The sequence below is a fragment of the Bacteroidota bacterium genome (genome assembly GCA_039111535.1).
Taxonomy (GTDB): domain Bacteria; phylum Bacteroidota; class Rhodothermia; order Rhodothermales; family JAHQVL01; genus JBCCIM01.
The window spans coordinates 1-23,584 of sequence record JBCCIM010000095.1; the positions used below are offsets into that span (position 1 = coordinate 1).

At 50.9% G+C, this 23,584-nt stretch carries 16 protein-coding genes and 1 pseudogene; 7 read left to right on the forward strand and 10 right to left on the reverse strand.

What is annotated here, in order from left to right:
- A partial coding sequence (locus tag AAF564_14950) for a DUF1549 domain-containing protein (protein ID MEM8486849.1) occupies nucleotides 1–695 on the reverse strand: 695 nt, incomplete at its 3' end.
- A 240-nt stretch (nucleotides 696–935) separates the two neighbouring features.
- On the opposite strand from AAF564_14950, the gene lepB reads away from it, so the two are divergent.
- Entirely contained in the window at nucleotides 936–2,021 is a 1,086-nt protein-coding gene (gene lepB / locus AAF564_14955; GenBank protein ID MEM8486850.1) for a signal peptidase I, read from the forward strand.
- A 58-nt stretch (nucleotides 2,022–2,079) separates the two neighbouring features.
- Nucleotides 2,080–2,586: a hypothetical protein gene (locus AAF564_14960; protein ID MEM8486851.1), complete on the forward strand. Its 507-nt coding sequence runs from the start codon at nucleotides 2,080–2,082 to the stop codon at nucleotides 2,584–2,586.
- Nucleotides 2,587–2,590: 4 nt separating this feature from the next.
- Here the strand turns inward: AAF564_14960 and AAF564_14965 are convergent, their stop codons facing one another.
- From AAF564_14965 to AAF564_14985, 5 genes are all read right to left on the reverse strand, one after another.
- Nucleotides 2,591–3,526 carry a HAMP domain-containing sensor histidine kinase gene (locus AAF564_14965; protein ID MEM8486852.1) on the reverse strand — a complete coding sequence of 312 codons (936 nt, stop codon included), beginning with the start codon at nucleotides 3,524–3,526 and terminating at the stop codon, nucleotides 2,591–2,593.
- Between the two features lie 246 nt (nucleotides 3,527–3,772).
- Nucleotides 3,773–6,400, reverse strand: coding sequence for a c-type cytochrome (locus AAF564_14970; GenBank protein ID MEM8486853.1), 2,628 nt, complete (start codon nucleotides 6,398–6,400; stop codon nucleotides 3,773–3,775).
- 106 nt (nucleotides 6,401–6,506) lie between these two features.
- Nucleotides 6,507–6,992: a DinB family protein gene (locus tag AAF564_14975; protein MEM8486854.1), complete on the reverse strand. Its 486-nt coding sequence runs from the start codon at nucleotides 6,990–6,992 to the stop codon at nucleotides 6,507–6,509.
- A gap of 1 nt (nucleotide 6,993) precedes the next feature.
- Complete coding sequence (locus AAF564_14980; protein ID MEM8486855.1) at nucleotides 6,994–8,565, reverse strand: sodium:solute symporter; 1,572 nt, start codon at nucleotides 8,563–8,565, stop codon at nucleotides 6,994–6,996.
- A gap of 82 nt (nucleotides 8,566–8,647) precedes the next feature.
- Nucleotides 8,648–10,417, reverse strand: coding sequence for a glycoside hydrolase family 36 protein (locus tag AAF564_14985; protein ID MEM8486856.1), 1,770 nt, complete (start codon nucleotides 10,415–10,417; stop codon nucleotides 8,648–8,650).
- A 397-nt stretch (nucleotides 10,418–10,814) separates the two neighbouring features.
- On the opposite strand from AAF564_14985, the gene AAF564_14990 reads away from it, so the two are divergent.
- From AAF564_14990 to galK, 3 genes and pseudogenes are all read left to right on the forward strand, one after another.
- Entirely contained in the window at nucleotides 10,815–11,867 is a 1,053-nt protein-coding gene (locus tag AAF564_14990; GenBank protein ID MEM8486857.1) for a UDP-glucose--hexose-1-phosphate uridylyltransferase, read from the forward strand.
- Nucleotides 11,864–12,852: pseudogene (galE, locus tag AAF564_14995) on the forward strand (UDP-glucose 4-epimerase GalE). Before AAF564_14990 ends, galE begins: the two are co-directional and overlap by 4 nt.
- A 19-nt stretch (nucleotides 12,853–12,871) precedes the next feature.
- Nucleotides 12,872–14,017: a galactokinase gene (galK, locus tag AAF564_15000; protein MEM8486858.1), complete on the forward strand. Its 1,146-nt coding sequence runs from the start codon at nucleotides 12,872–12,874 to the stop codon at nucleotides 14,015–14,017.
- A 9-nt stretch (nucleotides 14,018–14,026) separates the two neighbouring features.
- Here the strand turns inward: galK and AAF564_15005 are convergent, their stop codons facing one another.
- From AAF564_15005 to AAF564_15020, 4 genes are all read right to left on the reverse strand, one after another.
- Nucleotides 14,027–15,052, reverse strand: a complete 1,026-nt coding sequence (locus tag AAF564_15005) for a LacI family DNA-binding transcriptional regulator (protein MEM8486859.1) — start codon at nucleotides 15,050–15,052, stop codon at nucleotides 14,027–14,029.
- Between the two features lie 154 nt (nucleotides 15,053–15,206).
- Entirely contained in the window at nucleotides 15,207–16,565 is a 1,359-nt protein-coding gene (locus AAF564_15010; GenBank protein MEM8486860.1) for a hypothetical protein, read from the reverse strand.
- A gap of 177 nt (nucleotides 16,566–16,742) precedes the next feature.
- Nucleotides 16,743–18,782: a M56 family metallopeptidase gene (locus AAF564_15015; protein MEM8486861.1), complete on the reverse strand. Its 2,040-nt coding sequence runs from the start codon at nucleotides 18,780–18,782 to the stop codon at nucleotides 16,743–16,745.
- Nucleotides 18,779–19,171, reverse strand: a complete 393-nt coding sequence (locus tag AAF564_15020; protein MEM8486862.1) for a BlaI/MecI/CopY family transcriptional regulator — start codon at nucleotides 19,169–19,171, stop codon at nucleotides 18,779–18,781. The genes AAF564_15015 and AAF564_15020 overlap by 4 nt, the downstream gene beginning before the upstream one ends.
- Nucleotides 19,172–19,482: 311 nt before the next feature.
- Here AAF564_15020 and AAF564_15025 point away from each other — a divergent pair, with 311 nt between their 5' ends.
- Nucleotides 19,483–21,948 carry a zinc-dependent metalloprotease gene (locus AAF564_15025; protein ID MEM8486863.1) on the forward strand — a complete coding sequence of 822 codons (2,466 nt, stop codon included), beginning with the start codon at nucleotides 19,483–19,485 and terminating at the stop codon, nucleotides 21,946–21,948.
- A 149-nt stretch (nucleotides 21,949–22,097) separates the two neighbouring features.
- Nucleotides 22,098–23,441 carry an alpha/beta hydrolase gene (locus tag AAF564_15030; GenBank protein ID MEM8486864.1) on the forward strand — a complete coding sequence of 448 codons (1,344 nt, stop codon included), beginning with the start codon at nucleotides 22,098–22,100 and terminating at the stop codon, nucleotides 23,439–23,441.
- Nucleotides 23,442–23,584: the final 143 nt, after the last annotated feature.

The window sequence follows — 23,584 nt, forward strand, 5'->3', positions numbered from 1 at the left end:
ATCCGCTCGCCATAAGCCACATTGCTGAGAAATTGATCGACCACTTTCTCATATGCTTCAGGACTGTCATCAGCAAGAAACGCATCAATCTGTGCCAGCGTGGGCGGGAGTCCCGTAAGATCCAGGGCCAGCCGGCGGATCAGGGTTTCTTTGCTGGCTTCAGGAGACGGCTCAAGGCCCTGCTGCTGCAGTTTCGAACCAATGAATGTATCAACTTCATTTTGCCCCCACCCATCAATGCCTGCAGGTAAAGTCGAACGGGCCGGCGGAATAAAAGACCAGTGCTCTTTGTACGCGGCGCCCTGCTCAATCCACTTAAAAATGTAGGCCTTCTCTTCTGCTGTGAGTTGCAAATTCGATTCAGGTGGTGGCATCATGTGTTCGGGATCATCCGTAATCAGGCGCTCAAAGATGGCGCTTTTACGTAAACTACCCGGCACAATGGCCCGGTTGCCTGTTTCTTCGAGGCGTTCGGTTGCAAAAACCTCATCATCCAGGCGCAAATCTGCTTCGCGTGCATTGTCGTCTGGTCCATGGCACGCGTAACACCGATCAGAAAGAATCGGCTTGACGTGGTAGTTGTAATCAACAACGTCTGGAAGCTTTGCTTCAGCCTCGACAACAGCCTCTGGCTTGTCAGGTGTACAGTGCAAACAGAAGGGTACCAACGCAAGAACAATGATCCAGCGTTTCATGAGCACAGTTTTTTTCTCCGACGACATACTAAACGAATACTACGACTCGTTAAGGCGTCGGTAGGTAGTTAGTATTTAGGGAAGGGTTACTGGTTGGAGACTATGCAGAAGTCTTCAGTCAGTAACCATTTATGTTCTGGTGGTGTATTGTCGTACTCATGCAGATATGTCGACAATCCGACGCATATCGCGTGAAATGCCGGCTCCGAAACGGGGGATTTTTCACATCTACAGCAAAAAATGGGTAACAGGAAGAAAAGATCTCGCTCAGAAACTGTCAAGCCAAATCGTGGCAATCGAAAGCCTGACGCCCGCATTATCGCCAAAGAGTGGCTCAGCTCCCTTGTGTTTGCGTTTGTAGCCATGCTCACGCTACATACCTTCATTTTTCAACCTTTTGTGGTGCCTACGCCTTCAATGGCCAATACAGTATTGCCAGGGGAATACCTTATTGTATCAAAATTACACTATGGTGCCCAAACCCCGCATACCATCGGCATTCCTTATACCGACCTGTATTTGAAAGGCGTACAGGTGCCGGCCTTTCGGCTTCCTGGCTTCAGCAAAATCAAACGTGGGGATGTAGTAGTTTTCCATTTACCCACGGAAACCGAGCACCCGATCAACAAGCGCCAGCCTTACCTTAAGCGTACCCTTGGTCTTCCCGGCGAGTCTCTTGCGATCAGAGACAAAGCTTTCTTTATAGACAACGCACCGATTGCAGACTTCGACGGGCTACAATTTTTCTGGGATGTCTACAAAACCGACCCACGCGTCAGCCTTTCTTATACAAAGCTAAAAGAGATGGGCGTGGAGGAAATTCTTCCGACCAATAACCGCCGGCTGGTACGCATTATAGCAACCGAAGCAACCGCAAAAGAAATTTCCACCTGGTCTTATGTTGAAAAAATAATCCCGTACATCGCAGATGAACGGGAGGCGCAAACACGGCTCTTTCCGTTCAACATATTACAAACCAACGATAATTATGGCCCCATATGGATCCCGAAGGCCGGCGAAGCACTCCCGCTGAACCAGGCAAACTGGGAGATCTATGGCAAGACGATCGCGCAATATGAAGAAGTAATCATCGAGCGTACGGATAACGGAGGCTTCAGCATCGACGGCAAGCCGGTTACCTCGTATCAATTCAAACAAGATTATTATTTCATGGTTGGCGATAACCGAGACAATTCGCTCGACAGTCGATATTGGGGATTTGTGCCGGCTGATCATATTTTGGGCAAAGCCGTCGCCCGTTTTTATTCATGGGATAAAGAGGCAGGATGGCCGCGTTTTGATCGTATGTTTGCGCGTATAAAGTGAAACACCTCACAGTTACGGACATTTGAACAGCAGCGAACCACCGAACTGTTAGTGACTGATGTCCCGGAACGAGAACTTTCTTGATGCCGCCCTTTTGCGAACCATGACCCTGCTGTCTACGCTAAACGTAGCCGCGGAACTGGCTTTTGGGATGCGAGAGCGCAAAGCCGGCCGCGACCCTGCTGCAGAAAATGAAGATGCTGTAGTACGGCCTGAACTTGAGGACCTCTGTACCACCCTTCGTACCCTCACCTTTCAACTTGAGTCTTCCAGCGCCCTCACAACGCTTGTTGATACGTCAGACGCAGCAGCGGTCCAAGCCTTTTCTGTTCAGCGGTATGTGGATCTGGTCAGGCTACAGAAAACCAACCAGCTTTTGCACAGAATGCATCAGCACCTGCTCAGCCTTTACCCTGCAATCGATGAATCTCTAGCTGAAGAGGCCCGCTTGCTGGAGATCGCCTGTGCAGCCGCTCGTGACGCAGAGCCTCAGTACTTTGCTGAACAACTGCACCCATTCCTGCAGCAACTGAAACCTTTTCTTCGCGCAGTATCCAGTAGCTAGCCTTTTACCCTCTGCGGGGAAGTGTGATGGTGACGGTGCAGCCTTCCGCACGTTTGCTAGCAATGCTCATTTCTCCCCCCAGCAGCGCAATCAATTGGCTTGCCAAAGAAAGTCCCAACCCGGAGCCCTCGTATCGTCGTCCCAATCCGGTAGATTCCTGCTTGAAAGGTTCACAAGCGTGCTTAACAAATTCAGGAGACATACCAATGCCGCTATCCTTCACCACAATCACAGCTTGCGTATCAGTAGGATCTACGTGTACATGCACACACCCGGCATCAGAAAACTGGATGGCATTTTGAACGATGGGCAACAGGGCACGCTTTAATGCCTGGGGATCGGACATAATCGTTATGCCTTCTGGCGCAGTCTCTTTGCGCAGTGTAATGGACTTTGCCTCAGCAGTTTCGCTGAGTGCTTCAAACGTATCATCTATCAACTGATCCAGATCAACCGTCTGGTTCTCGATTGGTACAATCCCCCCCTCAAGTGCAGCAAGCTCTATTACGGTCTCGAACGTTTCTTTTAGCCGCAAGCTACTCATTGTAATCCGTTCCGCCATTTCTGACACATTACCATCTCTGGAGGCAATAAGATCAGCATAGCCCATGATTGCATTTAATGGCGTGCGCACCTCGTGGCTCATATTCCGCAGAATCGACGTTTTTAACTTGTCAGACTCTTCCGCTTTCTCCTGAGCGGTAGCAAGTGCTTCGTTGAGTGTTTTTAAAGCGCTATTTTGAGCTTTGTGTTTGTGACGGGACATGACAAGAAATGCAACGAGGAGCGCTGTAAACAACAGACTGCTCGTAGTAAGCGCACCATGTACATCCCAGAAGTGCGCAAAAGACTGAAGTTCGGTTTCATCCAGACGCTGTGCGGCAGCTTGCTGACTGGATAGTATAATCCCCTCAACCCAGTATCTTACTGGACGACACAATTTTATACTTACCGCGAGTATACCAGAAAACATCTCTACATCCCGATACAGCGCGCGCACCCAGGGCGCCGCAAACAGGTCTCCGGAAAAGGACAGAAGACGGGAAATATGCAGCAGCCATCAACCCAAACCGGGTGGTTGACGACCAGATAGACTAGACTGCATTGGAAAAGATGTGGGTCATACAGGTGAATGTTGTAAAACCTGCACAATTAAGTCATTGCTTAATAACAATATTCCTGAATACTACTCTACTATTTCTGCGTTGAACATGTCATGATTGGGGTCGCCACTCGAAACGAGGTAGGCTACCAGATCCATCACTTCTTCAGCATTTAACCGGTTGAGGAGTCCGGCCGGCATGATCGATGCGGGAGACGGTTTTGTATTCGCAACATCAGCCTTCGCGATGGTACTTTTTTGCGCAGGGTCGTACGGGTTTTGATTGATCACATATGCTGCTTCATCCTGCGAAATAATGCGTCCTACAGCAGTACCGCCATCATTAAGCGTAAAGACGGTTGCCTGGTATTGATCAGAAATTGCGTCACTAGGTGAGATGATGGCTTCGATCAAATCGTTGCGTCCGAACCGGGTGCCTACCTGTGACAAATCCGGCCCGATATTGCCGCCTTCTCCATGCATGGTATGACAGGCCTGGCACAAGGCAGCAGTGTACATTTTTTTGCCCTGTTCAAAGTTACGCGGTAAGACCAATTCATCTGCGCTTGTCATTTTCTTGACCTCGCCCTGCATCCAGGTGCTGCCTGGTCCGGCGGGCTGGGGCAAGCTGGCGAAGTCTACAGCCGGCGCATTAAATTCTACTACAAGATCTGCCAACATTTCGCGTTCGTCATCTGGGGTGTTCCGCAGTGCCCGCTGGCGAAATTGATCGATAAACCCAACATAACTCCGACCACCACTACGCGACATCGAATCAAAATACCACTGCATATACCGCTTGCGCGTATCCATTGTCCAGCCTTCTGTCGCATTGCTAAGTGAAACAGCGTGAGCAATTTCAGCCGCCGAGGGCATATTGGCTTTCATCGTCTCAATGTCTTTTCCATAGCGATCATGCCTTGCCGTCAGCGTCTCCGACAAAATGGGTACATCCAGCGTTACCGTTGAGGCTGTTTCGAGGAGTGCCATGGTTTTTCCAACAGCTTCTGGCGCATCAAGGTAGATCAGCAGACGCGACAATTCGCGATCTATATAGAAATCTCCCGATGGGAAGTGCGGCAGGAGCGCATCGATGGTACGGGTTCGCCAGTGATCTGCCGGCTCACCCATCCGAATAAATACCAGGCTATAGGCCCGCAGTAAATTTAACTTATCAGCATACGACAACCGTTTATAATCAATATCCGTAAGTGCCTGTAACGCGACATATTGGTGCACAGCATCGCTGCTGCGTGCCAGTGCTATCACGGCATGGATGCGACGTACCGGATCAGGTTCGTATACTGCATGATTCCACCAGGAGCTGACAGGCTGCCGCTCAACCGCCATGCGCGCGGCATACCGAACAAACCGGTCTTCATGATCAAGGTAGGGCCAGGCTTTGTCGACAGTACCTTCAGCAGGGGTTGCGTGCAAGGCTTCAAGGCTGTGGCGTAACGCGCGCACGTCTCCGTTTCCAGAAGCCAGCGCCACAGGGGCCGTATCTTCTTCTCCGGTGTAATACACACGGTACAGATGAGAATCCAGATTGCGACCACCAATGGCGAAATACATCGCGCCATCTGGCCCCCATACCCCATCGGTTACGGGCAGTGGAATACCAGATAGAAATTCTTCAAACGTCCCGGTATAGCTACTGCCATCGGGTTGCATTTCGACGAGGTAGATGGTACCGAAACTCCAATCAAACACAAACATGCCGCGCTGATAGCGGGCAGGAAAGGCACTGCCAGCACCCGACATTACCCCGGTAGGTGAACCCTGACCGATGTCTACAACGGCCGGCAGATTGTCCGGATAGTATGCGGGCCACTTGCCAGAACCTGTGCGCCAGCCAAACTCACTGGCACTGGTGATATGGTTGACACGAATCGGTCGGTACCACGGCATCGCCATGTCCCATTCCATATCAGCATCAAATGTAAACAGTTCGCCGTCGCCATTAAACGCAATATCATACGCATTCCGAAATCCGCTGCCCACAACTTCAAACGCGCTCCCATCAGGTGCCATTCTTGCAACCCAGCCACCGGGAGCCATGCGTTCGTTTGCATGGCCACGCGGATCCACAACGGAAGGCAATAATTGATCTTCCAGCCAGGGCGTCGCGTGGCGCTTCGTGTACGTCTCCGGCAGATCGGTGTGGTTGCCGGCGATCATATACAATGAAGCGCCATCGGGCCCCGGGATGATCGAATGCGGCCCATGCTCCCCCCAACCTTCAAATTGTTTTAGCATTTCGATGTGATCCAGGTTGTCATCACCATCTGTATCAGTAACCCGGTATACGCCACTTGAATTACCTTCAACACCATCCCGACTGTTTACAACAACATACAATGCATCGAACGCCCACAACAAACCATTTGCTTTACCGATAGCCAGGTCAACCTTTTCAGCGATGAGCATCCCATCGCCGCCAATTTCAGGGATTTGCATGCGATACAAATCGCCATGTTGATCAGAGGCATACAGCCGGCCTTGCGGATCAAACGCCAATGCAACCCAGGTACCTTTTTTCACGCTTGATGGCGCGTAGAGGTGCTCATAAGCAAACCCTGCCGGCAGCTCTACAACCGGAGGTGTTTCTTCTTCCCCGCTTTCTCTGGTGGTCTGACAAGCAAACAGCACCAGCGATAAAACCAGACATAATGCTAGCGCAAACGCATGAGAAGAGTTGAAGGGCTTCATGACTTCGAGGGTAATTTGAATACACAGTGGCTTGCCCCGTCCAAAAGGAAGGGCTGCCTAAGTATAACAAATCACCCGCAAAAAGTGCGGAAACCCGAACCACACATCAGGTGCCTGTTATGTTATGGATTTGACGCAAGTGATGCCGGAGGTGGTTTATGTAGTCTTCTACCAAGTAAGCCAATGTTGTCGACTCATTTTCGGGCACAGTCTGCCATGCAATTTTGTGCAGACTGTGCGGGTGTCGCTGCTGGCTGGCAACGCTTGCTGGCACGCGCTCAACTAACCGGGCAATTTTGAGGTTGTAGCGCCGCCAAAAAGTAACAAGCTCCTGCCAATCAGCTTCAGCATAACCCTGCAGTTCAACCCATAACGCTTGCGCATACCCATCAAAAACCAGGGTCTCTTGTAGCTGGGCACGCACAAACCGACCGTGGTTAATGGATGCAGAGTCGATCAGGTGCCCCAGTATTTCTTTAGGGCTCCATTTCCCGGGCGCAGGAGGCTTTTCGGCAACCGCTTCTGATAATGCAGCTAGCGTTGGCGCCGTATCCTCAACAAGTGTGCGTAAAACTTCAGCCAAATCTTTCATTTTACCATAGTGTAACCAGGATGACAACCATCACCGCAACCAGCAAAGACGCTGCAACCCGGTAGTCCTGGTACCACGACAGATCTGAACGGGATGGTTTGAGCAAGTCGGCATGATACGTATAGGCAGCCACTTTCTCTGGGTCTGTTGGAGCCGTCATGTAACTGGCTATAAAAAAGATGGCTGTACTCACCGCGAATGTAATGCCTACGTTGATGGTGTAATGGATATTCCAAAGACCAACCTGCGCAAGGAGGAATGTAGCAATACTCCACGCGGTGCCACCAAAGAGCGTCCATATTGCGCCGGCTGCGTTACCACGTTTGAAGAAAACGCCTACGAGAAACAACACAGCAATGGGGGGCACTACAACGGAAAACATTTGCTGGATATACGCCCAGATACCGCCGAACTGAGCAATCATTGGCGCCCACAAGGCAGCGATTACCATGAGGACAAGCGTGATGATACGGCCATAACGCGTCACCTGTGCCTCGGTAATTTGAGGCCGCGCCGGCTTGATAAAATCAACCACAAGCAGCGTCGAGGCTGAGTTCAGCGTAGAGTCCACGCTCGACATAATCGCAGCAATCAGGCCAGCCAGTACCAACCCTATCATACCAACCGGTAAAATATTGACCAACGCTGTAGGAAAGACCAGGTCTGGGTTCGAGAGTCCGGGAAACAGCTGAATGGCCATCGCGCCGGGGATCACCATAATGAAGAGGGGGAGCACCTTCAGGAAGCCGGCCAGCATGGCACCCCATCGTGCGTGTTCAATATCTTTTGCACCAAGTACCCGCTGCACGATGTACTGGTTTGTCACCCAGTACCAGAAGCCGAGTAATTGTACCCCAAGCAAGAGGCCCGGCCACGGCAAAGAAGCATCATCAATCGGCTGAACAATCGACATATGCCCCTCTGGCACAGCAGCAAGAACATTGTCCCACGAAAAGCCAAGATCTCTAAACATTTTGTATGCAAGGGTGCCACAACCAATAATGAGAATAAGGGCCTGCAATGCATCGGTGTAGACCACAGCCTTCAGTCCACCCAATGCAGTGTAAAGGCCGGCAATCAGGGCCAGCCCCATGGCCATGGGCCAGAGCCCAATTTCAGGAAAAAAGAGTTGTAAAGTAATTGCGCCGGCATAGAGGGGTGCTGCTACATCAACCAGCAAGTTAAAAATGACCGTAATCATGGAGAAGTAAACCCGCGCCCGACGATCAAAACGAAGCTCCAGGTATTCAGGAATGGTGGTAATGCGGGCCCGCAAATAAAGGGGAATAAAAATGAGTGCACCAATAATAAGCGGTATTCCTGTCATCCATTCATACACCGATTGACTGATACCTGTACTGTAGGCAGCCCCGGCCAGGCCAATGATGGTCGAACTGGAAATATTGGAGGCAAAAAGCGACAGCCCGATAAATCCCCAGGTAAGGGAACGGCCGCCGAGGAAAAGATCATCGCCTGTTTTCGTCTTGGACGCAACCCAAAGACCGATCACGAGAACGACCATGAAATACGCGACAACAATGCCAAGATCAATATTACTTATCGTGGTTTCCATAAAGCTACTTGATTAATGCAAGGTGTTCAGTCTGGTGGCAATTCCTTGTACAACAGTTATCTGTTTGTCACTGTGCAAATGGTTATCGCTCTAACCTGAGCCGGCCTGCTGTGGGGATATCAAACGCGTGTACGCCCGCGTCAAGGTGGCACTGGGCGTGGGATATTTCATTACCCATGCAATCAAAAACTGTGGCTGTGTACGTCCCCGGACCATCAACAGCATCAAGGACAATGCGGTGGGCATCCGTGGCATTAATTACATCCGTGACAACAGCTCCGGCGCGTAGCGGGTAAACCATACTTTGGTATATGCCGGCAATACAGTGGGTGGGGGTATGCGCTTCGAGCAACGGATAGTTTGCCAGCGGTTGCTGGACTTCAAATTGACCAAAAAGAAGTACATCTCTGTGGGCAATCCAGAATTCAGTAAACGTCTTGATCATCTGGCGATGTGCGGCCGGCACATCAGCCATACGGACCGACAACTGGGGTACGGCAAACAACACATTCCAGAGCTGGAGTGCAGCAATTTCAACGGGCTCATCATAGTGCCACGTAACCATATCAGCATGTACAGCGCTGTCTCCAATCAACATGCGCACATCGGTTGTACGGAGACGGTTGGTTACACTATCATGGGGGCAATCAAATGCACGAAACATGTTGCCATATTTGCGCATGACAGGGCCGGCATACCGCTGCCTGAACTCGATCAACACATCGGGTTTGATGGCCCGAAGCTGCTCCATGACGCCTGTTAACAAGGCATCCACGGCCTCATAGATGCATGCATAGTCTCTGCCGGCTACCTGAGACCGTTCAGTGTCTTCGTAGACCCTGAAATCATCGATAAAGTCGAGCTTAAACCCATCCAAATCCCAGTCTTTCAGTGCGCTCGTGTATTTTCCAATCAGATACGCCCGGACCTCGGGGAAGCGCGGATCGAGTACCGGGGCCCAACGATGGGTATGCGTTAAACATTTATCTTTAAACCGTGCATATGCAGCTGACTTCTTGCCTACAAACGGTACAGCATACCAGGTCATGCACTTCATCCCGATCGCGTGTACCTTACGCACAAATTCCGCCATATCCGGAAATCGATCTGGATTCCAGTCGCCGGTAAAATCATAGCCGCGCTGGCTGTCGAGCGTTTGCCAACCATCATCAACAATGATCGTTTTATATCCCAATGGTGCGCATGCCTCACACTCAGCGATGAGCGCTTCCGTCGTGATGCGTTGATGGTAGCTGTACCACGTAGAATAGATGGGATCATGCGCAGCTGGCGGACAAGGCGCCGGCTTTTTATCAGCAAACCCGGCCCACCATGCAGCAACATCCTGCAGTGCCGTGCTAAACGGCTGCGGCCGGCTGTCGATACGCAACAACACTTCTTCGCTTGTGACCGGTGCAAGACACTCCGTAAACAGGGTCACATGGCAGTACACAAACCCATCTTCTTCGCGCACCACAGCGCGCATGGCGGTAGCATGCAATGCGTCGGAACAGGCAAACGTGTGAACATTTGCACTGTCATGCCCAAAAAGACAGATGACAGGCGCATTACGAGAAACACTGGCATCCAGGGTTTCCAACTCCCAGTCAGCACGCAGCCGTTTTTCGTAGAGGGTATCGGGTGTCCACATCCCTTGAATGTTATGCGCCGGGATGCGCCATGACAACGTGATGGGTGCTGGCAACTGCGGCTCGGGTGCAGTCAGTTTAATGTTATACTGAAAAAGGCCGGCACCTAATTCGGATGATTCAACCTCAACGTTACATCCATTTGCAACACCAGTGACAACTACTTCCGGAAGCACAGCACGTAATGCTTGAGAATCAGTCATTTGTTTCATGTGGTACGAGCAGAATACCGAACTGCAACACTGCTCAATTGGAGGGACAAAGTGGGATCAACCGTAATAACAAAACCCGTCTACACGGATCTTCAGGAAAATTGGTATGGTGGATATACCCATCACCCTTATTACACGCATCACAAAACCCGCCAGGCGGTATCCTGCAAACAAGCAGTGCTGAATACGGCGATTGCAGCATTTCTTCAATGGCAAACCGCAGGACAAATTGGTCGGCGGTAATTTGACCCAAGTGCCCGTAGCCGTCTTTTAATTTTGCCCGCTTTTCTGTAGGTTTACTACCGACGCTCGTTAACGTTAACGATCTCCGTCAACATATAGATAAAACCACGTGCTGTCAAGGCAATGAGCAGGGGGTCTGCGGATTATGATGACTGAATTGGCGCAGCGCGTCCACCGTCGGTACAATATCCTTGAAGGTCGTTGGGTGCTGGTCTCTCCCCACCGATCCAATAGACCCTGGCAAGGGCAACGAGAGACGATTGATGTGACTGAGTTACCCAAACATGATGCTACATGCTACCTGTGCCCCGGTAATACGCGGGCAAGTGGCGAGCAAAATCCGGCATATACATCTACCTATGTGTTTGACAATGACTTTGCCGCGCTAACCCCTGCGCCAGAACAAGAGGCTTTTATAGACGACGATCTCCTGATGGCCGAAACGGAAAGCGGCATTTGCCGGGTCATTTGTTTTTCTCCAGATCATAGCAAAACGCTCCCCGAATTGTCGCTGGCACAACTTCGCAGCGTTGTGGATACCTGGCAGGCGCAATACGAAGAACTGGGCAATCACCCCGAAATCAATTATGTTCAAATCTTCGAAAACAAAGGGGCTATGATGGGATGCAGTAACCCGCATCCCCATGGGCAAATCTGGGCCCAGCGCACTATACCCGATTTGCCGGCGACAGAAACTACTCAAATGCAAACGTACTTTGCACGCGAAGGAACTGATATGCTCGGAGATTATCTCGAGATAGAGCTTGAGCAAAAGCAACGGCTGGTTTGTAGCAATGACAGCTTTGTCGTGGTTGTACCCTTTTGGGCTGTATGGCCTTTTGAAACCCTCGTGCTGCCGAGGCGGGCAATGCAAAGCCTTGCATCAATTACTCCGCGTGAGAAAGACGATCTTGCTGATATTTTGAAACGGCTAACTACACGATACGACAACCTTTTTGGTATGTCTTTCCCTTATTCAGCCGGCATTCACCAGGCGCCAACAGACAACAAGCAGCATCCTGAGTGGCGCATGCATCTGCATTTCTATCCTCCCCTTTTGAGATCTGCAACGGTAAAGAAATTTATGGTGGGATATGAAATGCTGGGCATGGCGCAGCGTGATATCACCGCAGAAACCAGTGCTGCCCAACTGCGGGCGCTTTCTGAAAAGCATTACAAAAATCAAGCGGGAGCATGACCGTATTTGTCACAGGCGGTGCCGGCTATATCGGAAGCACCGTAGTTTCTGAACTAATTGCAGCCGGCTTTAAGGTTGTTGTATTCGACAACCTGTCCCAGGGCCATCGCGAAGCGGTACATCCTGACGCTGTTTTCTACAAAGGAGACCTTGCCGACAAGTCCAGCGTGGATAAAATATTCAGCGACTCCCAAATAGACGCGATCATGCACTTTGCATCGCGAACCCTCGTTGGCGAATCGATGGAATATCCCTTCCGCTATATCGGCGAAAATATCAGGAACGGACTGAACCTGATTGAGAGCGCGGCTGAGCACAACATCAAACGATTTATCCTGTCGTCAACCGCAAACCTTTTCGGGATGCCAGAAGAAATTCCGATCACGGAAGAGGCGTTGATAGCCCCGGGTAGCCCGTACGGAGAATCCAAATACGTACTAGAGCGCCTGCTCCAGTGGATGGATCGGTGCTGTGGCATGCGCTACGCTACCCTCCGGTATTTTAACGCTTGCGCGCAGCCTCTTCTTCCCTCGGGGAAGACCATAGTCCGGAAACCCATCTTATTCCGCTGGTCTTGCAAGTTGCACTGGGGCAACGCGACAAAATTTTTATTTATGGAGATGATTACGATACGCCGGATGGCACGTGTGTACGCGATTATGTTCATGTACTGGATCTGGCACAAGCCCATATCCTTGCTTTGCAAGCCCTTGAACAAGGCAGTGCCACGTACAACCTCGGCAATGGCAAAGGATTTAGCGTTCGAGAAGTTGTTGAAACTGCCCGGCGCGTCACAGGGCATCCTATTCCTGTTGAGATGGCGCCCCGCCGGCCCGGCGACCCGGCCATGCTGATAGCTGGCAGCCAAAAAATCCGTAAACGCCTGGGGTGGCAACCCCGCTATCCAGACTTGCGCGCGATCATAGAAAGCGCATGGCAATGGCATCAGCATCACCCAAACGGATTCAATAGCCAACAACCCTAGCCTGCAAAACACGAACGCCATGTCCTTGAAAGCCCGCCTTATCGCTGCATTTGAAGAGACCTATAATGCAGCACCCAACTTTGTCGTCCGGAGTCCCGGTCGGGTGAACCTGATTGGAGAGCATACGGACTATAACGATGGATTTGTCCTGCCAATGGCCATTGACCGTGCCGTATGGATTGCCTTTCGACCGCGTACAGACGGGCAGGTACACGTCAAATCGCTAGACTTCGATGCCACAGCATCATTCAGCCTCAACACCCTGTCTTATCAGGATGCCGGCTGGATTGAATACATTAAAGGAGTCGCCTGGGTGCTGCTAGACAAAGACTACACTCTAACCGGATGGGATGGCGTAATTGCAGGGGATGTCCCGGTTGGTGCCGGCCTATCTTCCAGCGCTGCATTGGAATTGGCGACGGCCCGCTGCTTTGCAGCCGTATCCGATTTCGACTGGGATCCCAAACAGATGGCCCTACTGGCACAGCATGCGGAGTGTGAATGGATTGGTATGCAATGCGGTGTAATGGACCAATTGATCGCGGCAGCCGGGCAAACAGACAAAGCGCTGCTTATCGATTGTGCGTCACTCGACATGCAGCCGGCCCCACTCCCGCCCGGTACGGCTGTTATTGTTATGGATACCTCAACGCGCAGACAACTTGTTGATTCTGCCTACAATGAGCGGCGCGCCAGTTGTGAATCGGTAGCGGCAGCGTTTGGCCTGCAAACCCTTCGACTTCTGGAGCCCGCGGCATTTGAAGCCCGATTCGACCAACTCGACCCGGTAGCCCGCCGACGCGCCAGGCACGTACTCGGAGAAAATGCACGAACCTTGTTAGCCGTGGAGGCCATGAAAGCAGGAGACGCAGCCACACTAGGCCGGTTGATGAATGAAAGCCATGCAAGCCTGCGTGATGATTTTGAGGTCTCTAGTCCGGCATTGGACCAAATGGCTGCGCTTGCGCAGGCCCATCCTGCGTGTTTTGGTGCGCGCATGACCGGGGCCGGCTTTGGCGGCTGTGCTGTTGCATTGGTTAAAGAAGGGCAGGCACCTGCTTTTGTAGCGCACATTTCATCTCGCTACCAAGCAGATACAGGCCATGAACCAAGCCTGTATTTGTGCAAAGCTACGGCTGGCACCACATTGATGCCCATGGCATAAACCCCATATTTAACCTACTGGTGAGTGCTGTACGATGCGGGTAGATTCGCGCAGCACCAGTGTTGCCCCTAAATTGATGGGGGGATGCGTTTTTTCAGGATCTTTGATCATGTCGAGCATACGCTCAAGTGCAAGGCCACCGATGTGGTATTTGTCGACACGGACACTACTTAAGGCCGGCGAGGACATCGCAGCAAACTGGATGTCGTCAAATCCGATGATCGAAACATCATCAGGCACAGCGAGGCCGTTATCGTGACAGGCGCGCAGGGCACCCAGCGCCATCAGGTCGTTGTAGGCAAAAATAGCCGAGATGTTTTTATCCCGTTTGAGCAACGTTTTTGTTGCTTCAAATCCCCCTTCAGCGGAAGGCGTTGAACCAATCACCTGGTCTTCTGTGATTTCCAAGTTGTGATATTTCAGTCGCTCCCAAAACCCTTGCACCCGCGGTTCAACGCTAAATGAGTAGTTCTTATTGGTGATCATTCCAATCCGGTGATGTCCTTCTTGCACAAAATGATCTACGGCAAGGTAAGCGCCTTGCACTTTGTCAACAATCACAGAACTGACATGGGGGTGTTCGAAATGGCGGTTAACAAAAACGAGGGGGCGAAAAGTCTCAACAAATTTGGCAAGGATACCTTCGCGGACCTTGCTACTCAGCGTAATGATCCCGTCAACGCCATGGGAGGCCAGCAATTCGATAATACCAAGTTCTGCTTCCGGCTGGTCATCTGAATTACAGGCGAGCACGGTATAATCATTGGCCAGTGCTTTATCCTGCACGCCACGCATTACTTCGGGGAAATAGGGATTGGTGATATCAGGCACAATGAGCCCCACCAAATTTGTCTGCTGCGTACTCATCGCACGGGCAAGGCGATTGGGCCGATAGCCCAGCTCCTGCACCGTTTGCATGATACGCTCACGGGTCTTTGGGCTAATTTCTCCCTTATTGTTGACCGCACGAGAAACGGTTTGCATTGAGACGCCAACCGCTCGCGCGACATCGCCTAACGTAACGCGTCGCTTCACTAAAAAGCCATTTGAAGTTGCAAGCCAGTGTCTTTCGTCAACGGTTGCGCAATCGCGAGTGTTCCTCTGCCGCGCGCTTCATGAGCGCCGGCAGAGGAACATCCGTTGCCTAAACTTGCCAGGTGATTCTTAAATGTGAAACGCGTAAACGCAGTTAGTCCATCAGTGCGGATAAGGCGCGTTTGTAATCGCCCGACGAAGGAATGGTATCCGCAGCTTCGAGGTATGCATCTACCAGATCTTCGTCGCCAGCTACTTTACCAGCGACTGCGAGTAACGCACGCGTTTTATCACCAGATGAGGAGATTTTTTGCGCTGAAGCGAGGTATGCTTCCATGCCGGCACGCGTCAGCTGTGCATCCTGGGCAAACTTCATAAGTACCCTGGCATGATCGCCCGACGAAGGAAGCGAATTGACAACGTCAAAGTAGGCATCGCTTGCAGTTGGTGGATACGTGCCAATTGCTGCGATAAGGAAGCGCGAACGATCGCCAGATGAAGGGATATGTTTGGCAGCTGCAAGTGCTTGCATGTAGGCCTCATCGTTCTCCAGAGCACCAGACTCAACCAGCTTGGTCAACACGCGGGTTTTATCACCGGATGAAGGAATACCGTTTATGGCCTCAAAATAATAGTCCGCTGCCTCATCGATATACAGATCCGCAGCTTTGATCAGAAAGCGGGAACGGTCGCCAGATGAAGGAATGCTGTTGGCCACACGAATGGCTTCGAGGTAGCTGGTTTCATTGTCCAGAAGTTCGTCCTCAACTAAACTGGTAAGGACCCGTGTTTTGTCTCCGGATGAAGGGATGCTTTCCACAGCATCAAAGAAGTAAGGCGCAGCTTTTTCAGACGCCACGTACTGGGGCGCAGCCCATTTGAGAAACCGGGAGCGATCCCCCGACGAAGGGATGTCTTTAACGAGTTTCGATGCCTGTAGCAACTGCCGATCATCAAGCTTGGCCTGCTCGAACAGTGCCGTCATATAGGCGACACGCGCACTGCTGCTGATAATCTTTGCGATCTCTGAAAAAACGCCGGCAACGCCATCATTATTAAGAATACGCTTGGTCCTTTCTGACGCACCAACCCCGGTTTCCCGAATCATTTTGACCAGCATGTCTTCGTACCAGTCGCGGTCAATTTCGGCAAAGTCCTTTTCTTTACCATTGAGCTTGTATCGATAGGTTAGCGCACCGCTTCTGCTGCTTTCAATACGAACCTGGCGCCGGGTTCGCCACTCTTTCTCGCTTATTTCGAGGTAGCCGCCAGGCGTAATTGAGGCAACATCGGTATCTGATTTATTCAGTTCTACCACACCCTTGCTTTCAAACTCCAGTGCGTAACCAAGCTTTTTCACCTGGTACATCTTTTTCCCATTTTTTGTAATGTTTAACTGGGAGGTGTAGTTATCCTTTTGCGCGGTGGCAGGTGTAGCAGCGAACAGGCACACACAAAGGCATGCACCAAGCAGTGCACAGGGGGCTGTCATTTTCAACTGTGGAAATCGCATGGTCTCAAACTTGTTTTATTCTATGTTAAAGTTGGTATGCCGGCTGCAAAGCCAGGCCAGGTGTGTGTCCGATTGTTCTAGCAATGCATCCTCCTAAAAAGGGTGCACCTCTTCCCTTGTGCACGCAGCAACGCCGTGCAATGTGTATAAATAGGGAAGCTTAAAACCGATTTAAATCTAGTTGTCTGTTGTGCGCCGGTGGCTCATAAAAGCTTTCAACACCTTCCGGTAGTCATCTGTGGATCCCAGATGACCAATTGCATCGAGAAAGCCATCTTGCACCGCTTCTTTATGCAACGGCAGGCTATCGCCTTTCAGGCTCTTTAACAGCACCCGGCTTTTATCATTTGATGCGGGGATGGATGAGGCTACGCGCAAGAATTGCAACGCAGCCACTTCATCCAATTGCTGATAGTCAACCAGGGCGATCAATACCCGCGCTTTGTCTCCGGACGAAGGAATAGTTGCTACTGCGTTCAGGTATGCATCAAAAACAACTGCGTTAAATTGCATCTTCTTTACCGCATTCAAGAGCACCTGCGCCTTGTCCCCACTGGATGGAATTCTACTGGCTGAACGTAAGATTTTAGCCATAGAGCGCGTACTAAGCGAAGAATCTTTTTGCTCCTTTACCGGCTGCGCTACAGGTAAGGGTTGCAAGGGCCCATCCGTACTGACGACGTCAATGGCTAGCTGGGCCTCCGCACCACCAATTACCGCAAGGTCGTTATCGGATGTCTCACCCAGGGTGGCCGCCATCCTGCGCGCCATAGATACCAGTGCATCAGGTGAGGCTGACGGCTCATCAGTAGGGACATCAGTGGCTGGGAGAACAGCAATGGGTGCCAACGCCGGCATCTCAGCGTGCGCTGGCAGGGTAGCTGGCGGTGCAGGCATAGGAGTGGTCGCGTCATCCGGTAAGGCAGCAAGCGCAACAGGATCACCTGGCTCAACAACTTCAACAGGAAGCAGTAGCGTTTCTGATGCCAGCGGCGACTGTACTATAGCATGTTTGGCGGGTAGCGCGAGAACCGGGACAAAATGCACCAACAACAACAACATAAGCGCTGTTACGGTGAGTAGCCCTGCGTAAGTCACGCGGGCAATCCGGAATGAAATTGACCGTTTTTTGTCGAGAATCGACTTGATGCGGTCAAACAATGCTTCCTTTTCTGAAGAAAACCCGGGTACAAAGGCCGGCGGTTGCTGGCGGGCGTACTGTGACACCAGCTTCGCCAGACAAGAAGCATACGTTTTGGGCCGTCGGGTCAACGCAATGACCCAGTCGTCACAGGCGTATTCGCGATCGCGGTCCATCAACTTCCCCAACAGCACAATACCAGGATGGAAGAAAAGGAGCGCAGCAGCAACCCGTTGCAGCAGCATTGTCCAATCATCCCAACGCTGCAAATGCGCAGCTTCGTGTAGCAAAACCTGCTGTAACTCAGTTTGCGACAAACTGGAAACCATGCCAGCGGGAAGTAAAATGCGCGGTTGCCAATATCCAACAGCAACTGCTGTCGAGATTTCATCTGAAATAGCAACCTGCACCTTTCTGGGCTGACGAATTTGTGTCAGTGTTTTCTGGAGCAAGGTCTGCACCCGCGCGGAAGCGGGATAGCTGGATGCTTTCAGTTTACGGACGCCGTACCACCCAAAGACAACTCGGATCAGCAGCATGCAAGCAACCGTTGCCCAGATCGTAAATAGCAAGACCCGTAAGGCCGGACTAAGCCCGGCTATTTCGATTTGCCGGGGTACCTGCCACATGGCGCCGGCTTCGTTGTAATAAGCAATTTCATCTGCGTAAACTGCTCCTTCTGTACCCAGTGAAGCCGGAGCTTCAGGCGCAGTGATCTCCGCAGGCGACTCGGGCGGAATTGGCGTATCGGGTTGCGCAGGCATTTCCGGAGCAGCGGGGCTCTCAGGTGCCGGCGCTTCAACAGGGTAGGCCGGCGCTAGAGGAGCTACCGGGGCCTCAAGCGTTAGTTGGGCATCAGCGCGCGTCCAGCCCTGCCACCCAACGAGACCAACACACACCACAAAAAGAGTCATCCAAACAATAAACCGTGTTGTTGCATTTATGGGGACCGACTTGGACATCACGCGCACGATGCCCCAGACCACAAGGCACAGGAGCGTCCCAATAAGAATTCCATTTGCAAAAGCTGACAAACTGGTGACAGCCAACGCATCGAGCCAATCAAAAACAGTCATGATGCATCCTCGTCTGGTGCTGAATCGATCATGCCTTTTAGCCGCTCGAGGTCGTCGGCATCGAAGTTGGCATGCTCCATCAGGTTAAGAACCAGTAATTCCGGGGAGTCATCAAAGAAGCGTTTCATCAGGTGCTGAATCGCTCCCCGCTGGGCATCCTCTTTGGGTACGATCGACTCGTAAACGTAGGCGCGCCCATCTTTTTTGTGTGTGAGATATGACTTCTGCTCAAGTATGCGCAGCATGGTGAGCACCGTGCTGTATGCCAACGGGGAATCGGCCGGCAGCGCATCCACAACATCCTGTACGGTCGAAGGGCCGCGCGACCAAATGATATCCATAAGTCGGAGTTCTGCGTCAGTTAGCGTGGTTGACTTCTTTCTGGCCATATCTAAACTATTAAACATTTAATATTAACACGACAAACATACAATATCCGAGGGCATTTGTCAATACTAAAGAATTAATAGTTAAAGACGAGGGCGATTAGAAAAGGTTACGGTTGGTCAGTTTTTTCTGAAAAATCTGAGCCTTAAAACCAGAAAAGCAGTACCCAACGGGGACTTAATTGAGCTGAATTGTGCTTATATGTATAAAAAAACAGCACTTCTGGCCTAATAGAACCTATTAATTTCGTAGATTCAGGAAATTCTTACATCACCCGCATATATAGAAACGCATGCAATCCCATATCAAATTGATGTTGTGTCTCATGCTTTGTGCAGGCACCATAGTTGGTTGCACAACCACCCAGGGCACAACATCTGGACAAGAGGCTTCCAAACCGACGGCGCCGGCAAAAAAAGCCGACGATAAAAACAGCATGAAAGCCTACAAGGATGTTGTCACAAAAGGGATGACATCTGATGAAGGCCTGTTCACGGTACACCAGAAAGACCAGACGGTCCTTTATGAAATTCCGGACAGCCTTCTCGGTAAAGAAATACTGCTCGTAACGCGCATTTCACGTACTGCTGATAACATTGGTTACGGCGGCGAAAAAGCAAACACGCAAGTGGTGCGCTGGCAACACAAAGACGACAAAGTGATGCTCCGTATTGTGAGCTACGAAAATGTTGCTGACGAAGACGAGCCAATTTACAACGCGGTGCGCAACTCCAACTTTGAGCCTATCTTGAAGTCTTTTGACGTCAAGTCGCTTGGCAAAGACTCCTCTGGTGTTGTGATCGACGTGAGTAGTCTGTTCACGGATGACGTTCCTAGCCTGGGCCTCCCGAAATTCCGCCGGGACCGCTTCAAAGTGCGTCGGCTTGATAAAACACGGACCTTTATCAATTCGGTAAAGAGTTATCCGCATAACATCGAAGTCAAGCACGTCTTGACCTACGATGCAAGCGCACCTCCCTCCAACGGCTCAACGGGTGCCATCTCACTGGAAATGAACCAGTCGATGATCATGCTGCCCGAAGACCCGATGCAACCACGATTGTGTGATGATCGTGTAGGGTTCTTTAGCGTAAACCTGACCGACTATGGGCGCGACGCACAAAAAGCTGAAACGCGATGCTATATCACCCGCTGGCGGCTGGAGCCCAAAGATCCAGCAGCCTTTGCCCGGGGTGAACTGGTTGAGCCTGTCAAGCCGATTGTGTATTACATCGACCCGGCAACGCCAGAAAAATGGCGTCCGTACTTGAAAGAGGGTGTTGATGACTGGAACCGCGCATTTGAAAGTGCCGGCTTCAAAAATGCCATTATGGCTAAAGATCCGCCAACAGCAGAAGAAGACCCAGAGTTTAGCCCGGAAGATGTGCGCTACTCTGTGATTCGGTATTTCTCTTCGGATGTACAGAACGCCTATGGCCCGCACGTACACGATCCAAGGACCGGTGAAATCCTGGAAAGCGATATTGGCTGGTTCCACAACGTAATGAACCTGCTACGTAACTGGTTCTTTATCCAGACCGCCGCCATCAACCCTGATGCGCGGGACGTCAAGTTCAAAGATGAAGTAATGGGCCGGCTGATCCGGTTTGTTTCTGCACACGAAGTAGGCCATACGCTTGGCCTCCCCCACAACTGGGGCTCCAGCTATGCGTACCCGGTTGACTCGCTGCGGTCAAAAACGTTTACCGACGCAATGGGCACGGCACCTTCCATCATGGACTATGCCCGCTTTAACTATGTAGCACAGCCCGGAGACGGCGTCACCAGTCTTATGCCAGATATCGGTATCTACGACAAGTGGGTTACCGAATGGGGTTACAGACCAATCCTGGAGGCGTCTTCAGCAGATGAAGAAAAATCTATTTTGAACGAATGGGTTGTAGAACGTGCTGATGACCCACTGTACTTCTACGGCCGGCAAGGTCCGCGCATCGATCCACGTTCACAAAACGAAGACCTTGGCGATGACGCAGTTAAAGCCAGCAACTATGGTATTGCCAACTTGAAAGTTATTCTCGGCAACCTCATTGACTGGAGTACTTCCGATGCTGAGGACTACGATGACTTGCAGGAATTATATGGCCAGCTAGGCGGTCAGTGGAATCGGTATGTCGGGCATGTTGCCAGAAACGTTGGTGGTTTCTATGAAACCTTCAAAACAGCCGACCAGGATGGTATGGTCTATGAAATGGTGCCGGAAGATCGCCAGCGAGAATCTATGGATTGGCTGCATGAGGAAGTATTCCACACGCCAGACTGGATGCTCAACGAGGACGTATTGCGCCGCATTGAAGGTGTTGGCGCGGTGGAGCGTTTGCGGCGCTACCAGGTTGGAGCCGTGAATACGTTGCTCGAACACCAGCGCCTTGCCCGCATGATGGAAGCTGAAGTTATGCACGGCAACGACACCTATACGGTGAGCGAAATGATGGCCGACATGCGACAGGCTATCTGGAGCGAGTTGGGCGATCGGTCTTCAATCGATGCATTCCGCCGCAACCTGCAGCGCGGTCACCTGGAACGGCTCGAGTACCTGATGACACAGGAGGCCTCACCTGTACCTTCATTCTTTGCAAGCTTTGGCTTCACTTCCATCGATGTGAGCCAGTCGGATATCCGTGCCTATGCACGCGGCGAACTGGAAACGCTGAAGCGTGACGCCACAGTAGCAGAACGCAGAGCACGCGACAACATGACGCGTCTGCACCTGAAAGATGTGATTGCCCGCATCGACCACATCCTCGATCCGGAAGATTAACGGATCCAGAAATCTAAATAAAAAGGGCCGGCTGCGCGATGCAGCCAGCCCTTTTTGTTTTACTGGTAAAATGGCAAAATTAGACCATGTATTTACATTCAATCATTTGATAATATTTACTGCTATTTCCCTGTTTAATGCTACTCGCTATGGCTAAGACTAAAATCAATTTCTTATCAATTTCTGATCGCGGGCAAAACAACGATATTGTTTTCATACACGGCTTCGGCGGTTCAGTAAAGGCAGGGCTTAATTTTGCAAACATACTTGCCAAAGAAAAAGGGCTCGAAGGCTGGAGTGTTCGTTCATTTGGTTACACGACCGGCCTCGCACCCAACATGTATGGTATCTGGACGGGGCGGCCAAGCCTGTGTAAGTTGTCTCAATTGTTGATAACTACAATAAAAAATAAAATACCTAGCAAAAACCGAATTACACTGATCGCCCATAGTATGGGCGGCCTTGTTGTTCAACGTGCCATTTTAGATGACAACGAACTTCGAAACAGACTGAGTTTCGTATTCCTTTTTGGCACACCTAGTGACGGCCTAGGAAAAGCTACCTTTGGGCAAAAATTCCTTAAACTTTTTGGACAAAGGAACAGGCAAATTCGTGATATGGCGCACAACAGCGAGTTTATGGCTAACCTGAGGAATCGCCGATCAGCTGTCTTTAGTAACCCATCGTTTACCTTCAGAGTTGCTGCCGGCGACAAAGATGAATTTGTGCCCGCCCGTTCTTCACTTGCGCCATTTGACAAATCTTTTCAACATGTTGTACCAGGTAATCATTTAGAGATCATACGGCCAAAAAAAGATGATAGCGAGAATGCAAGTGTAAGACTGGTTGTTAAAACAATGATGGGGGATGCTGCTTACGCAGGACCCTGGAATTCAGCCCGTATTGCAGTTGAGAAGGGTAACTTTCAGGAAGCGATTGTAGTATATGAACCGCACGTGCATGAACTAGATGAAGAAAGGATGGTTGAGCTTGCTCTTGCATATGAAAACACAGGTCAGGCTGACAAAGCGTTAGTCATACTATCAGCACATGCAAAAAAATATGGCGAACAGCATCTCGACGTACTAGGAACCATGGGGGGCCGGCTTAAGCGCCGCTGGTTATTGCAGGGCACCTTACCGGATGCAACATTGGCATACAGCTTGTACAAAGCAGGATATGCAAGCGCTATAAAAAAAGAAGACCATGAAATGGCGCATTATCTGGGCATAAATGTAGCCTTTATGCTCGTTGCCATGAACAAAGGCAAAAAGAAAAAGAGACAGGAAGCACAGCAAGTTGCCAGAGATGTATTGATTCATAGCAACAAAGATGAATCTCACTGGAAATTTGCTTCAGAAGCTGAAGCATTTCTCCACCTCGACCAAATCGAAAACGCTATGCTTCGATACCAAGATTTTGTATCAACGAATCCTAAACCTCGCGAACTAGCTTCTTCCTATCAGCAGGCAGAGTATGCGGTATTTTGTTGAGGTGATGAATCTGAATACCCGACCTGTTTGCCTTGATCCCCGAGCTCCCCCGGCAGCCCTCTGGGACCAGGAGTCCCAGGAATTCCTTGTTTCCCTGGCTCCCCCACCGCTCCATCTGGCCCTTGTTCCCCTCTGACTCCGTC

Bases quoted from the DNA above. Each gene is read 5' to 3' on its own strand.
- lepB (MEM8486850.1), top strand. From the start codon at position 936: ATGGGTAACAGGAAGAAAAGATCTCGCTCAGAAACTGTCAAGCCAAAT.
- AAF564_14960 (MEM8486851.1), top strand. From the start codon at position 2,080: ATGTCCCGGAACGAGAACTTTCTTGATGCCGCCCTTTTGCGAACCATG.
- AAF564_14970 (MEM8486853.1), bottom strand. From the start codon at position 6,400: ATGAAGCCCTTCAACTCTTCTCATGCGTTTGCGCTAGCATTATGTCTG.
- AAF564_14975 (MEM8486854.1), bottom strand. From the start codon at position 6,992: ATGAAAGATTTGGCTGAAGTTTTACGCACACTTGTTGAGGATACGGCG.
- AAF564_14980 (MEM8486855.1), bottom strand. From the start codon at position 8,565: ATGGAAACCACGATAAGTAATATTGATCTTGGCATTGTTGTCGCGTAT.
- AAF564_14985 (MEM8486856.1), bottom strand. From the start codon at position 10,417: ATGACTGATTCTCAAGCATTACGTGCTGTGCTTCCGGAAGTAGTTGTC.
- AAF564_14990 (MEM8486857.1), top strand. From the start codon at position 10,815: ATGATGACTGAATTGGCGCAGCGCGTCCACCGTCGGTACAATATCCTT.
- galK (MEM8486858.1), top strand. From the start codon at position 12,872: ATGTCCTTGAAAGCCCGCCTTATCGCTGCATTTGAAGAGACCTATAAT.
- AAF564_15010 (MEM8486860.1), bottom strand. From the start codon at position 16,565: ATGCGATTTCCACAGTTGAAAATGACAGCCCCCTGTGCACTGCTTGGT.
- AAF564_15015 (MEM8486861.1), bottom strand. From the start codon at position 18,782: ATGACTGTTTTTGATTGGCTCGATGCGTTGGCTGTCACCAGTTTGTCA.
- AAF564_15020 (MEM8486862.1), bottom strand. From the start codon at position 19,171: ATGGCCAGAAAGAAGTCAACCACGCTAACTGACGCAGAACTCCGACTT.
- AAF564_15025 (MEM8486863.1), top strand. From the start codon at position 19,483: ATGTTGTGTCTCATGCTTTGTGCAGGCACCATAGTTGGTTGCACAACC.
- AAF564_15030 (MEM8486864.1), top strand. From the start codon at position 22,098: ATGGCTAAGACTAAAATCAATTTCTTATCAATTTCTGATCGCGGGCAA.